Origin of the sequence: Bradyrhizobium sp. B025 (assembly GCF_042257955.1) — a bacterium.
GTDB classification, from domain to species: domain Bacteria; phylum Pseudomonadota; class Alphaproteobacteria; order Rhizobiales; family Xanthobacteraceae; genus Bradyrhizobium; species Bradyrhizobium diazoefficiens.
Genome location: NZ_CP170150.1, coordinates 4,336,081 through 4,348,748 on the forward strand (window position 1 = coordinate 4,336,081; position 12,668 = coordinate 4,348,748).

Sequence of the window (12,668 nt, forward strand, 5' to 3'; positions counted from 1 at the left end):
CAGGTGTCCAATGCGTAACCATGACCTCGTATCCGATGGCTTCCTGGCATTGACCGCAGGCGGTCTGGTGCTGTTGTGCTCGAGCCTGGTGGCGTTGGCCTTCGGCTGATCACAGCCCCCTTTCCCGGTGTTTCCGATCACGACCGTACTGCCCCGCAACACGGGTGTTTGTCCCGGAATTGTCCCGCTCCCGTTTAGTTGATTGAATTTCCGCGTTCGGCGCCTCGACTCATTTCAAGAGGCCATCACCAACGAAGGTGACGCAATGCTTGCCGAGAAATTCTTCCTGGTCCTGGAATCGCTGATCCGCGGCGGCCGGACCTATCCGGACGGAAGTCCAAGGGTCATCAGCACCTCCCCGCATATCCCGGTGAAGCTGCCCGACCGGAAATAGGCCGGATCGTTTTCGCTCTCCGACGCGCGCCGCTCAGCGCAGGCCAAGCAGCGAGCGACGATAGAAGCTGTCGCGGGCCTCGCCGAGGCAGACGAAGCTGCCGTCAAAACCCTGGCCATATCGCTTCTGGCCCCTGGCGTAGTAGACGCCCTTCCTGAAATCCAGCCAGACCACCTTGTCATGCGGACAATGGCGCTGCGCTTGCGCCTCGTAGCGAAACGGCGTCAACGGCGTAGCCGACACCTCGCCCCCGCCAAGCATCATCATCGCCGCAACAAGCGCGATCCTCCCGGGCCCACTGCTAAAGCCGCTCCGCACGTCCCGCCTCCCGCGATCCGGGCCGTCGCGCGACGGCCGCCCGGCACGGTAGCACGAAACGGCACGATCCCCGGAAGGCTGCGAGCGCACCACGCGTCTTCCGCCGGCCATCTTGTCGGGCTACATGAAAGCGATCATCTCGATGCGAGGATGCTGCCTGAATGTCGGTTGAGCCTGCCCCCACGACCGAAGCCCGCCCACCCTCGCCGCGCCTCGGCCTGCTGCCGATGATCATCTTCGGCTCGCGCTGGCTGCAACTGCCGCTCTATCTCGGACTGATCGTGGCGCAATGCGTCTACATCGCGCTGTTCCTCAAGGAGCTCTGGCATCTGTCCTGGCACGCCCTCGATCTCACCGAACAGCAGATCATGATGAGCGTGCTGGCGCTGATCGACGTCGTGATGATCTCCAATCTGCTGGTGATGGTCATCGTCGGCGGCTACGAGACGTTCGTTTCGCGGCTCGATCTCCAGGGCCATCCCGACGAGCCGGAATGGCTCGGCCACGTCAATGCGAGCGTGCTGAAGATCAAGCTTGCCATGGCCATCATCGGCATCTCCTCGATCGCGCTGCTCCGCACCTTCATCGAGGCCGGCAATCTCGGCTCGAACCGCGCCGGCTTCACCGAGACCGGCGTGATGTGGCAGGTGCTGATCCACATCACCTTCATCGTCTCGGCGCTAGGCATCGCCTACGTCGACAAGCTCAGCGATTCCGGAATGCGCAACAAGCATGCCGAGTAGGACCAGCCCGCTCACCTTGCGTCCCACCGCCTGGCAGAGGGCAGTTCTCTCACGGCCTCGGCGGCGAGCCCATAAAGATCGCCCACATGGTGCTGTGAGCGCCTAACTGCGCGGCGCTTACTCTTTGGCTTCGAGTTGTTGAATGGCCTGATGCAGGCATTCCTGGAACTTCGCGGCGACCTGCTCGCGCGCCACCCCCTTGGCGGCGAGATCGCCTGACACCTTGTCCAGGACCTCGTCCATCGTCCGGCTCTCCAGATGGTCCGTCGCCAGCGCCGTGGAATAGCTCTTGGCGGCATCGCCGCTGAGCCCGAGCTGGCCGGCGGCCCAGAGCCCGAGCAGCTTGTTCGACCGGGCCGTGGCCTTGAATATGAGCTCCTCGTCGTGGGCGAATTTGGCTTCAAAGCCCTGCTCGCGCTTGTCGAACGTGGTCATGGTCAGCTCCATTGCGTTTTCGCTGCTGCGGATCGGACTGGCTGGGAGCGAACGTCTCCGTCTTTCACGTCAGTTGAGGATCATTTGAATCTTCCGGCGGAAGCCAAACGCCGTCAAGCCCGCCGCTTGCGGCAGGCCCGGCCATCACGGCAGCCGGCCAGCTCCGCGCCAGCCAGACCGGCTACAGGAAAGCGTTTACTCTTTGTTAAGTGGACTCAGCGCCGCATAGCCCGGGGACATCGAGAGCTGACGCATGAACAGAGAGCTGCGGGAGTTTCGACGGCTTGAACGGGTCTGCCTGGAGCAGGCCGCCCTCTCCACCATGGACCTTGCACGACACGGACTGCTCAAGGTCGCCGACGATTGCCGCATCGCAGCCGAAGCGGATCGAGGCCCAATCGCCCCGCGGGGCATTGGCAGGCGCCGTCCAGGCGCTCAAGCTCGCCTTCAGCACGACGCGCACGCCGCAACGGCACTAGGTCCGGCCCGGCTGGAATATCCATCCGGAGGTTCTGGCGCGGCAACCGCGTTCGGTCAGTCCTTTGCCGTCGCTGCTTCGCGTGCGAGCCGCTCGGCCCGCAGCCGTTCCTTGTTGGCGTAGAACTGCTTCTGCGCCTCCTCGTGGTCGCGCATGGCCTTTTCAGCCTCGATCCGGCGTGCCGCATCGCGCGCCTGACGCTGTTCGGGGGTCAGGGGTTTGCGTCGGAAGGAAAGATCTTCGGTCATGGCAAGACAACGCGGACGCAGCGAAAGAGTTCCCCGAACCGAACCGGAAGACCCGGCGCGACCGAATAAAGAGACGAAATATCAGACAGTTAGAGGCGCCATCGAGAGCCGGCTCGACCTATTTCTTTGGGCGCGCCGGCTTAACGCCGACGAGCGGGCATTTCGGCGCGGCCCACTGGAATTTTCGAAAACAACCCCATGCACAGTAGCCAATGCGTTTGGGATCAACAGCTTGGGCGTCCCCCCCGCAAGGCCCTTTGGCACGTCGGGCAAAACAGGGGTATGCTGCTATTATTCCGAAATACATCGGCGCATCGTCCCTTGCCCCGATGCGATCAGCGTCCTTTGGGAGCGGTCCGTGACTGCGACTCGCCAAGGCCGGGATTGATGGCGAGCGACGCTCCGGCAGAGCCGCCGGCTTCATAGGCCGTCATCGACACCATCCGGCCGGTGCTGCGCTGGGTCCGGAGCTTGAGGTCGAGCTTGTCGAATTCCGCATCGACCACCGAGGTCTTGAGGACGACCAGCCCGCGGCCGGTGCTTTCGTTGACCTGATCGCGACTGGCCTTGATCGCCACCAGCCTGTGCGCGATTGACGCCACCATCCCGAGCGCGAAGGAGGCATTGGCCAGATGCCGCTCCTGGTGCCGGAACCTGCTGTAGTCGACCGAGGTCTTGAAGCGGCCGAGTTCGGCGCGCACGGCGCCGTCGATCAATTCGGCCAGATAATGCGCGACCTCGACATCCGCGCCGAGACCAAAGAACACATAGCTGCTCTCGCCGGCCGCATTCTTCTCGCGCCAGACCCGACAATCGCAGAAATGAGCGATCGCGCCGATGCAATCGTCCAGAGGAATTCGCTTCTTGCGATGGGTCTCAAAGACCCTCCGTTCGCACGGCGACGCCCGCAGGTCGACGTCGGAGAGCGACAAATCGTGGCGATCCAGCAGCTCGGCGACCTTGGCGGCGGCCGACAGCGCCTCTTCCTCGCTGCAGCCGTTGGCGATCGTCTTGGCGCGCAACGCCTGGATGCGAAGCTTGAGCTTGTCGAGCGCGGCCGGATTGGACGTCTGGTTCACCGATTACCTGCCCGGGAAAGCCCAACCGATCGTATGGCGGAAGGGGTGTCTGTCAAACCGCGCCCATTGATGCCGCAATCGGCGCGATGTTATGCTCGTCGCAGAACCGGGGGTTTTCTCGATGCGCAAAATCGCCGTCGCTGTCATGTTTGCTCTGATCGCACCGACCGCATTGGCGCAGGACCATGTTCCAATGTATGGCGAACAGTCCCAGGACAAGACGGAGACGCAGAAGGCGGACGACATTCGGGCTGAGCGCGCCTATCAACGCTCCCTCGGCAACGTTCCTGACCAAAAGGCCGTAGACCCGTGGGGAACTGCCCGCGGCGACGAAGCGTCGAAGAAGCTGGCCGCACCGCCTAAATCAGTAGTGAAACATTCGTCCAAGGCCAAGAGCGGCAGCACCCCCAACTAACGAATTTTAAAGGAGGCCCGCCGGCGTGAACCGGCCGCCCGAAGTTCGGCCCTACACATTTCGGTCGAAACTGGCGGAAGGGGTGGGATTCGAACCCACGGTACCCTTGCAGGCACGCCGGTTTTCAAGACCGGTGCCTTAAACCACTCGGCCACCCTTCCAAACCCGGAATGGCTGTCGCTTAACGTAGTCGACGGCGCAAGGCAACGCGAAGTTGGCCCCTCGTCCCCCTCGGCCGCCCTGATCTGTCAGGCGAGCGTCAGCCTGTTCCCTTAGCCTGGGTTTCTCAGCAATCCCGGACACTGGCGACATCTCCCAGGGCGTCGCTGGTTGCGAGGCCCGGTTTGGAGTCGCCTCCGTTTCCGGGCCTCGTTTGCTGCCCCCAAAGCAAAACGGCGCCCCGTGAGGAGCGCCGCATGGAATTGTTCGTCGCTGCCTTGGCTCAGTAGCCGCAGGACGCGCAGCCCGTCTGCACCGGGGCGTAATAGGAATAGCCGGGCGAGACCATCTCGACGCGCTGGCGCGTTGCGTATTGCGGCGGGATGCGCTCGTACTGGACGCCGGGCGGGGCGACCATCACGGTCTGCGGCACCATCACGGTGCGGTACTGCGCGGGCGTGCGGTGCGCGACGGTTGCGCCGGGCGACACCATCACGGTCTCGTCGACGGTGCGGTATTGCGGCGCGACGTATTGCTGCTGGTAGCAGGTCTGGCACGGCGGCGGCGCGTAGCAATTATAGCAGCCCGCGGAGGCTGCGCCCGTCATGGAAAGCGCGGCCACGGCTGTTGAGAAAACGACAGCAAGAGTACGAGACATTGTGGTGGTGCCCCAGTTGCCCGAAATGGATTTGCGAAGGTCGCAGCAGTATACGCGGCAAAATCCTAAGCTGCCGAACTTCGTTGAGGCATCCTTAATGCGAACGGCCGGCTTTCGCCGGCCATTCAGGACTTATTGACCATGCGCGACCGCGGCACTCGCGATCGCGCGCGCAAGCCGCGCTCAGTTCGAGCGGCGCTTCACTTCGCGCACCGCGCCGCGCGCGGCGCTGGTGGTGAGCGCAGCGTAAGCCTGGAGCGCGGTGGAGACGTTGCGCTTGCGGCCCGTCGCCTGCCAGGCGGCGTCACCCTTCGCCTCTTCCGCCGCGCGGCGCTTGGCGAGCTCCTCGTCGGAAACCTCAAGGGTGATGCTGCGGTTCGGAATGTCGATCGCGATAAGGTCGCCGGTCCGCACCAGGCCGATGTTGCCGCCTTCGGCTGCTTCCGGCGACAGATGTCCGATCGACAGGCCGGACGAGCCGCCCGAGAAGCGTCCGTCGGTGACGAGCGCGCAGGCTTTGCCGAGGCCCATCGATTTCAGATAGCTGGTCGGATACAGCATTTCCTGCATGCCGGGGCCGCCGCGCGGGCCTTCGTAGATGATGACCACGACCTCACCGGCGACAACCTTGCCGCCCAAAATGCCGTCGACGGCCGCGTCCTGGCTCTCGAACACGCGCGCCGGGCCGGAGAATTTCAGGATCGAGGCGTCGACGCCGGCAGTCTTCACGATGCAGCCGTCCTGGGCGAGGTTGCCGTAGAGCACGGCGAGACCGCCATCCTTGCTGAAGGCGTGCTCAAGATCGCGCACCACGCCCTTCTCGCGATCGGCATCGAGCTCGTCGTAGCGACGCTCCTGGCTGAAGGCGACTTGCGTCGGGATGCCACCGGGCGAAGCGCGATAGAAGGTGCGAACCGCCTCGCTCTTGGAGCGCTTGATGTCCCAACGCTCCAGCGCGTCAGCCATGGTCGGCGCATGCACGGTCGAGACCGACGTATCGATCAGGCCGGCGCGATCGAGCTCGCCGAGAATGCCCATGATGCCGCCGGCGCGGTGCACGTCCTCGACATGGACGTCGGCAACCGACGGCGCGACCTTGCAGAGCACGGGAACGCGGCGCGACAGCCGGTCGATATCCTTCATGGTGAACGCGACCTGCCCTTCGTGAGCCGCCGCAAGCAGATGCAGCACGGTGTTGGTCGAGCCGCCCATCGCGATGTCGAGCGTCATCGCGTTCTCGAACGCCTTGAAGTTCGCGACGTTGCGCGGCAGCACCGAGGCATCGTCCTGCTCGTAATAGCGGCGGACGAGATCGACGATGGTATGGCCGGCCTCGACGAACAGCCGCTTGCGGTCGGCATGGGTCGCGACCACCGAGCCGTTGCCGGGCAGCGCAAGGCCGAGCGCTTCGGTCAGGCAGTTCATCGAATTCGCGGTGAACATACCCGAGCAGGAGCCGCAGGTCGGGCACGCCGAGCGCTCGATCACCTTGACGTCTTCGTCGCTGACCTTGGAGTCCGCCGCGGCAACCATGGCATCGATGAGGTCGACGGCCTTGGTCTTGCCCTGGAGCTTGACCTTGCCGGCCTCCATCGGCCCGCCCGAGACGAACACGGCGGGGATGTTGAGCCGCAGCGCCGCCATCAGCATGCCGGGCGTGATCTTGTCGCAATTGGAGATGCAGACGAGGCCGTCGGCGCAATGGGCGTTGGCCATGTATTCGACGCTGTCGGCGATCAGCTCGCGCGACGGCAGACTGTAGAGCATGCCGTCATGGCCCATGGCGATGCCGTCGTCGACCGCGATGGTGTTGAATTCCTTGGCGACGCCGCCGGCCTGCTCGATCTCGCGGGCGACGAGCTGGCCGAGGTCCTTGAGATGGACATGGCCGGGCACGAACTGGGTGAAGGAGTTGACGACCGCGATGATCGGCTTGCCGAAGTCCGCATCCTTCATGCCGGTCGCGCGCCAGAGGCCGCGGGCACCCGCCATGTTGCGGCCGTGGGTGGTGGTGCGGGAGCGATAGGCTGGCATGGCGGTTTCCGTCCTCGGTTTGGCTGGCCGGCGGGAAAATTCAAGCCGCCTCAGGCCTTTCCGGCCGGATAGCGCACGGGGTCGGCTGGCGCAACGGGAACTTGGGCCGGACAGGGCCGGATCGGTCTTTCGCAGGCCTCCCCTGCTCCCGGCGCGGCCCATTGGAAGGACGCGCCAGCCCCGGGCAGACGCTGTAGCTAGCGCTTCGGCTTGGGCAGCACGATTCTCCCCTGTGAGGCAACCTCGCCCCACTTGGCGGACCACCCAACTTCCGAGGCCGAGGATGGCTCGATGCCTGCCTGACCCCGGGCCCCCTGCAGTGCAAACAGGGCGCCCTGGGGATCGACACATCGTGCGATCCAGCAGCCATCGGGCAATTCGATCGGACCCTGGAGGATCCGGCCTCCACCAGCATTCACCTGCTTAGTCGCAGCGCCGATGTCGTCGACATTGAAGTAATGCAGCCAACATGGCTGCGCTACGCTTGGAAGTTTCGTCAGCATGCCGCCGACCGTTTGCCCATCCGCCGAAAACAATTGATACCAGTCCGCTGGATCGGCTTGAGCGTCGGCCTTCTGCCAACCAAATAATGAGCTGTAGAAATCGAAGATCACGGTCCGGTCGCCGGCCAATAGCTCGTGCCAACCGACGCGCCCCGGCTCGTCCAGCCCGCCCGGCTTCGATCGGCCATGTGTCGGTTCCTCGATCAGACCGAACGTCGCCTTCTGCGGATCGGCAACGACTGCTATTCGGCCAATGTTGGTGTCGGTCGGCGGCACAAAGATCGTGCCTCCGAGACGCCTGATCTTCGCGGCGGTCCCGTCCAGGTCATCGACGGCGACGTAACCCATCCATCTCGGCGTTGCCCCCAATCTCCGCCCCTCGTCCGGGATATCCAAAAGTCCGCCGACCGGAACGCTGCCGCTGCGAACCACCGTGTAAGCCAGCTTCGGAGTCGACTCATCCTTCAAACCCCAGCCGACCGCCTTGCGATAAAATGCGCCTGCTGCCGCGACATCCGTGGTCAGGAGTTCGTACCAAGCGAAACGTCCGAGTTGATCTGCCACGCCGATCTCTCCGTTCAAGCCTGGATGCGATTGCGGCACCGCACCAAGCTGCACTCCGTGCGCGCCCGCCATGTACGTGGATCGGTGATGCCCTGTGTCAACGGGTCGGGCCGATGCTGTTCATGAAGATGAATACACTCTGAACGTGCGGCGCCACGCTTTTGGGCGCGCAATTGTTGCCTGCCCTATTTTCCGGGCGTAGAGTTAGCGCGGCTGGGATGCTTCTTGCAATGCACGGAGGTTCGACCATGCGGCAGGCGAAGCGATCTTCTAAAACGAAGAAGCGAGTAACCAAAGTCGCCGTGCCTGCGTTCGGGGCGGCAGGCCTGACTTTTTCGCTAGCGGGAGGCGCATCGGCATCGGCCGTGCCGGCACCCGACGTACAGCATATGCCGAACCTTGTACCGGGTCAGGCAATCACGCTCGATGAAGAGGAAATGGCCGACGTCAGCCTCGCCACCTTCCATCTCTTCGACAAGGAAAACGTCGGTAGCCGCGTGCAGTTGGCATGGCGCGGATGCGGTGGTTGCCGCGGCTGCAGAGGCTGTCGAGGTTGCCGCGGTTGCCGATGTGGCGTCGGTTGCCGGTGTGCTGGATGTGCTGTTGGTGTTGTAGGGTGCGCCGTATCATGCGCGGGTTGCTGCGCATCGTGGGGGCGCTGCCGCTGGTGCTAGGCCTCGGCGCGTTCCGAATTGCCTGTCCACAAGCCGACATATCTCATTGGCCGGCCCCTTTGTCACGGCCGGCCAAATGCTTGGTTTCTCTACGGCGCTTGCATCGATGGCTTGCCGGTGACGGGCGAATTTGTTTCAACTCTCTGGGAAAATACCAGCGCGCGGGCACGACGATCCATCTTGCGCCGGCGATCTGACGTAACGGCAACCGGATCGGCGTGCTGACGCAATGAATGCCAATAGCAAGACCCGCGTCCCGCGGCAGACCCGCAAAGACCTCCTCCGATTTGCACCGAACTTCACCGCCTACTTACTGCCTCCCGATGCGGTTTGCCTCTATTCCGAGGATCGCAAGTTCTTCCTGCACGGCGAACTCTACTGCGCCTTGGCCACCGCGATCGGGGAACATGGCAACGCCAGGCCGGCGATCATTCGCCAGCTTTCGAAGCGCTTCCCGGCCGACAAGATCGAGGAGGCGATCAAGCGGCTCCTCGATCGCCGGTATGTCGTTGCGCGGGTATCGCCAGCATTCGACGAAGCCGTCGGCGGTTTTTGGGCAAGCCTCGGCCTGTCTCCGGAAGTCGCGGAGCAAAATCTTCGCAGTTGCGCCGTGCAGATCGAGTCGATTGACGTCAAAGGCGCCAGGGAGCTAACCGCGGCCTTGAGTCGGCTCGGCGTTCAAATCGCCAAGCGCTCGCCGAAGCTCACGATCACGCTGGTGAACGATTATCTTGACCGCCGGCTCGCCGAACTGAACCAGGAACGCGTAGCCGGCAAGACGCATTGGCTGTTGGTGCAGCCGTCCGGCGCGTTTCCGCTGGTCGGGCCCATGTTCAAACCGGGCGAAAGCTCGTGCTGGACTTGCCTGTTCGATCGCATGATCCGCAACAGGGAGATCAAGGGGTTTCTTGACCGGGGACCGGCGCGTGCGGTCGCCATATCGCCGCTCGTCAACCATCCCGTCGGACGGACCGCAATCCATTTCGCAGCCGTCGAGATCGCCAAGGCAATCGCCTCGGGCTTTCGCACTGATCTGCGCGATCACATCGCAAGCTTCGACCTGGCCGGCGCCGTCATCGCAAAGCACTATGTCGCGCGACGCCCGCAATGCCCAACCTGCGGCAGCAAGAAGCTGCACAACCCGCGCCGATCCCCGGCCCTAGTCGAGATCGCCGAAGGCAAGAAGCTCGTCATGACCAGCGGTGGATATCGCACCATGACGTCGCGGGCCACGGTGTCGCGCTTCCGCAAGCATGTGAGCCCGCTGACCGGCGTGGTCACGCGGCTTGAGCGGATCGAGGCCGATCTGCCGATGAACACCAATTACTTCGCCCAGCATAATTTCTCCGCGCCGGCCCACAGCATCGACCAGCTCAGGTCCGGATTGAGCGGGGGCAGCTTTGGCAAGGGCTCGACTGCTGAGCAGGGCGAGGCCAGCGCGCTGATGGAGTCGATCGAACGCTATTCGGGCATTTTTCAAGGCGATGAGATCAGGACGACGCGCCGCTTTGTCGATTTCGCGCCTGGCGACGCGCTTCTTCCCAACGACGTCCAGCTCTTCAGCGAAACGCAGTTCAAGAACAGGTTTCTCCAGCAGCCGGACGATCCCCATCCGGTTCCCGAGCCGTTCGATCCCTCGACGAGGACCGAGTGGTCGCCGGTCTCATCGTTGCGCGACAAACGCTTTAAATATCTGCCGACCGGCCTGCTGTACTTCTTCTATGGCGGCTTTCATACCGATTCCAACGGGTGCGCGGCCGGCAATACCCGCGACGAAGCCATCGTTCAGGGCTTCCTGGAACTGATCGAGCGCGATGCTTACGCGATCTGGTGGTATAATCAGGTGCAGCGCGCCGCGGTCGATCTCGAGCAGTTCGACGATTTCTATGTCCGGGATCTCCAGGCTCAATTTGCGGATGCCGGGCGCAAGCTGTGGGTGCTCGATGTCACCACCGACCTCGGCATTCCGACTTACGTGGCTATCATGCACTGGATGCAGAATGGACACGAAAATATCGAGTTCGGTTCCGGCGCGCATTTTGACCGCCACATAGCCCTGTTGCGCTCCCTCACCGAACTGACCCAATTTATGTCCGTCGGCATGATGGGCGGCGCAAGCGGCGAGAAGCCGACACTTGACGGTGTCACGCCGCTGCGCCTGGAAAACTACCCGTTCCTGACACCGAGCGACCGCCCGGTCGTCCCCCCGGCGCCGAGCCTCAAGCTCCACGACAATACGCGTGACCAGGTCATTGCCTGCGTCGAGATCGCCGCCCGTGCGGGCTACGATTTCCTCGTCCTCGACCAGACACGTCCCGACGTCGAGGTTCCGGTCGTCAGAGTGCTCGTTCCCGGCTTGCGTCATTTCTATCGCCGCTTCGCACCGGGCCGCCTTTACGATGTGCCGGTGAAGCTCGGATTGTTGGACCGGCCGCGACTGGAAAGCGACCTGATTTCATTCCTTCCGCACACCTGAAGGGTTGCTCTTTCGTGCGCACCTCCAGGAAAAAACCGACCGGAAAGATCGCGCCAGACATTGCGGCCCGATTGAGCCATCGCTTCTCCCTCCAGATGCAGCCGGACGGAAACCTCGTCGCCTTTCTGGGCGACTATTCCGTCAACCTCGGACAATTCAGTAAGGCCGCGATAGACCGCGCGCGACATCTGAGCACCGGCCTTCCGCTCGCGTCCTTTGCAGGCAAGAGCGCCGTCGCGAGAGACGTCGACGCCCTTGTACACCGCTTGGCCCGGCAGGGGCTTCTGGAATACCGCCTCTCCTCCTCGCGCGACGAGCGGGACCTCGTGGTCATCGAGCCTCAAGTCCCCGAATACTGGCCGCGACGCGCGAAGCTGGGCAGCCGTGATACCATTGTGTTGTCACGCTTTGCCTATCTGCGCCGGCGCGGCAATGAGATGGTTCTGGAATCGCCACGCGCCGGCGCGCTGTTCCGGATTGGCGATCCCGCCGTCGCCGCCACCCTTTCTGCGCTGTCGCAGCCTCAGAAGATCGGCAAGCTCAACCTGAAGGCAGCCACTTTCAATCTCTGTCTGCTCGAACTGTTGGTGGAAAGCCGGATCCTGCTCAAGCTCGATGCGAAAGACGGACAAGGCCTGCGAGTGAACGAAGGCGACGGCAATCTCGTTCTCTGGGATTTCCATGACCTGGTGTTTCACACGCGGAGCACGGAGGGGCGGCAAGCCAATCCGGTCGGCGCCGCTTTCACCTATGCGAGCATCGTTCCGCCGCTGCCTGCGGTGCGCCCGCCCTGGCCCGGCAGCAAGATCGACCTACGCAAATTCTCCTCCCCGGAGCCGAACTCTCTCTTCCCGAAGCTGTTGCGCGAACGCCATTCGACACGAGATTTCGACGACAAAAATCCTGTCACGCTCGGCGAACTCGCACAGTTTCTCGACACCACCGCGCGCGTCGTGTCCGAATGGAAGAGCGGCCCGTATTTTGACGGCGGTCCCGACGTCACCTACAGCACGAGGCCATATCCGTCGGCGGGCAGCGCCTACGAGCTGGAGTTGTACCTGACGGTCTCGAACTGCGAAGGGCTTGCGCGCGGACTCTACCACTACGATGCAGGGAGCCACGCGCTGGTGGCGATCAGCGCCTCCACCCAACAACTCCAGGCGCACGCGGTGGCAGCCCAGTTCGCCATGGACGCGCCGGGTCAGCCACAAATCCTGATCACGATCGCGGCGCGCTTTGGGCGGGTCTCCTGGAAATACAGCTCAATCGCATATTCGTTGATCCTGAAGGATGTCGGCAGCCTGATCCAGACGTTTTACCTGGCCGCGACCGATATGGACCTCGGCGGCTGCGCGATCGGGAGCACCAACATCGACCTGTTCGCGACAATGACGGAGCTGGAATTCCATATAGAAGGCCCGGTCGGCCAATTCGCGCTCGGGCGCGGCAGGAAGCTCGATATCCCGAGCTAGAAGCTCGGGCAGTTCGGC

Annotated in this window: 12 protein-coding genes, 1 tRNA gene and 1 pseudogene; 6 read left to right on the plus strand and 8 right to left on the minus strand. The window is 63.3% G+C overall.

Translation table 11 applies throughout. The annotated features are described in order from the left end of the window. Positions 1-265: 265 nt before the first annotated feature. Positions 266-394, plus strand: coding sequence for a hypothetical protein (locus ACE10W_RS20015; RefSeq protein WP_256380384.1), 129 nt, complete (start codon positions 266-268; stop codon positions 392-394). A 33-nt stretch (positions 395-427) separates the two neighbouring features. Here ACE10W_RS20015 and ACE10W_RS20020 read toward each other — a convergent pair whose 3' ends face one another. Further along, the gene (locus ACE10W_RS20020; protein WP_375762763.1) at positions 428-661 is read right to left on the minus strand and encodes a hypothetical protein; all 234 of its coding nucleotides are present in this window, start codon (positions 659-661) and stop codon (positions 428-430) included. A gap of 212 nt (positions 662-873) precedes the next feature. Between ACE10W_RS20020 and ACE10W_RS20025 the strand changes: the two genes are divergently transcribed. After that, positions 874-1,455, plus strand: coding sequence for a TIGR00645 family protein (locus ACE10W_RS20025; protein WP_011087294.1), 582 nt, complete (start codon positions 874-876; stop codon positions 1,453-1,455). 117 nt (positions 1,456-1,572) lie between these two features. Here ACE10W_RS20025 and ACE10W_RS20030 read toward each other — a convergent pair whose 3' ends face one another. Beyond that, positions 1,573-1,890, minus strand: coding sequence for a DUF1476 domain-containing protein (locus ACE10W_RS20030; protein ID WP_038967566.1), 318 nt, complete (start codon positions 1,888-1,890; stop codon positions 1,573-1,575). 253 nt (positions 1,891-2,143) lie between these two features. Here ACE10W_RS20030 and ACE10W_RS20035 point away from each other — a divergent pair. Continuing rightward, a pseudogene (locus tag ACE10W_RS20035) lies at positions 2,144-2,369 on the plus strand (hypothetical protein). Between the two features lie 55 nt (positions 2,370-2,424). On the opposite strand, the gene ACE10W_RS20040 reads toward ACE10W_RS20035, so the two are convergent. Both ACE10W_RS20040 and ACE10W_RS20045 read right to left on the minus strand, forming a co-directional pair. After that, entirely contained in the window at positions 2,425-2,616 is a 192-nt protein-coding gene (locus tag ACE10W_RS20040) for a hypothetical protein (RefSeq protein ID WP_028174031.1), read from the minus strand. A 335-nt stretch (positions 2,617-2,951) separates the two neighbouring features. Then, positions 2,952-3,695, minus strand: a complete 744-nt coding sequence (locus tag ACE10W_RS20045) for a DUF2786 domain-containing protein (protein WP_375762692.1) — start codon at positions 3,693-3,695, stop codon at positions 2,952-2,954. Positions 3,696-3,816: 121 nt separating this feature from the next. Here ACE10W_RS20045 and ACE10W_RS20050 point away from each other — a divergent pair, with 121 nt between their 5' ends. Continuing rightward, positions 3,817-4,110 carry a hypothetical protein gene (locus tag ACE10W_RS20050; RefSeq protein ID WP_161534942.1) on the plus strand — a complete coding sequence of 98 codons (294 nt, stop codon included), beginning with the start codon at positions 3,817-3,819 and terminating at the stop codon, positions 4,108-4,110. Between the two features lie 71 nt (positions 4,111-4,181). Here the strand turns inward: ACE10W_RS20050 and ACE10W_RS20055 are convergent. The 4 genes from ACE10W_RS20055 to ACE10W_RS20070 form a co-directional block, all read right to left on the minus strand. Then, positions 4,182-4,271: transfer RNA gene (locus ACE10W_RS20055), tRNA-Ser, on the minus strand. Between the two features lie 281 nt (positions 4,272-4,552). Further along, entirely contained in the window at positions 4,553-4,876 is a 324-nt protein-coding gene (locus ACE10W_RS20060; protein ID WP_375762693.1) for a hypothetical protein, read from the minus strand. A gap of 234 nt (positions 4,877-5,110) precedes the next feature. Next, positions 5,111-6,961 carry a dihydroxy-acid dehydratase gene (ilvD, locus tag ACE10W_RS20065; protein ID WP_028174015.1) on the minus strand — a complete coding sequence of 617 codons (1,851 nt, stop codon included), beginning with the start codon at positions 6,959-6,961 and terminating at the stop codon, positions 5,111-5,113. Between the two features lie 197 nt (positions 6,962-7,158). Beyond that, positions 7,159-8,100, minus strand: a complete 942-nt coding sequence (locus ACE10W_RS20070; RefSeq protein ID WP_375762694.1) for a VOC family protein — start codon at positions 8,098-8,100, stop codon at positions 7,159-7,161. Between the two features lie 831 nt (positions 8,101-8,931). Between ACE10W_RS20070 and ACE10W_RS20075 the strand changes: the two genes are divergently transcribed. Both ACE10W_RS20075 and ACE10W_RS20080 read left to right on the plus strand, forming a co-directional pair. Next, positions 8,932-11,178, plus strand: coding sequence for a TOMM precursor leader peptide-binding protein (locus tag ACE10W_RS20075; protein WP_375762695.1), 2,247 nt, complete (start codon positions 8,932-8,934; stop codon positions 11,176-11,178). Positions 11,179-11,273: 95 nt separating this feature from the next. Continuing rightward, entirely contained in the window at positions 11,274-12,650 is a 1,377-nt protein-coding gene (locus ACE10W_RS20080; RefSeq protein ID WP_028174012.1) for a SagB family peptide dehydrogenase, read from the plus strand. Positions 12,651-12,668: the final 18 nt, after the last annotated feature.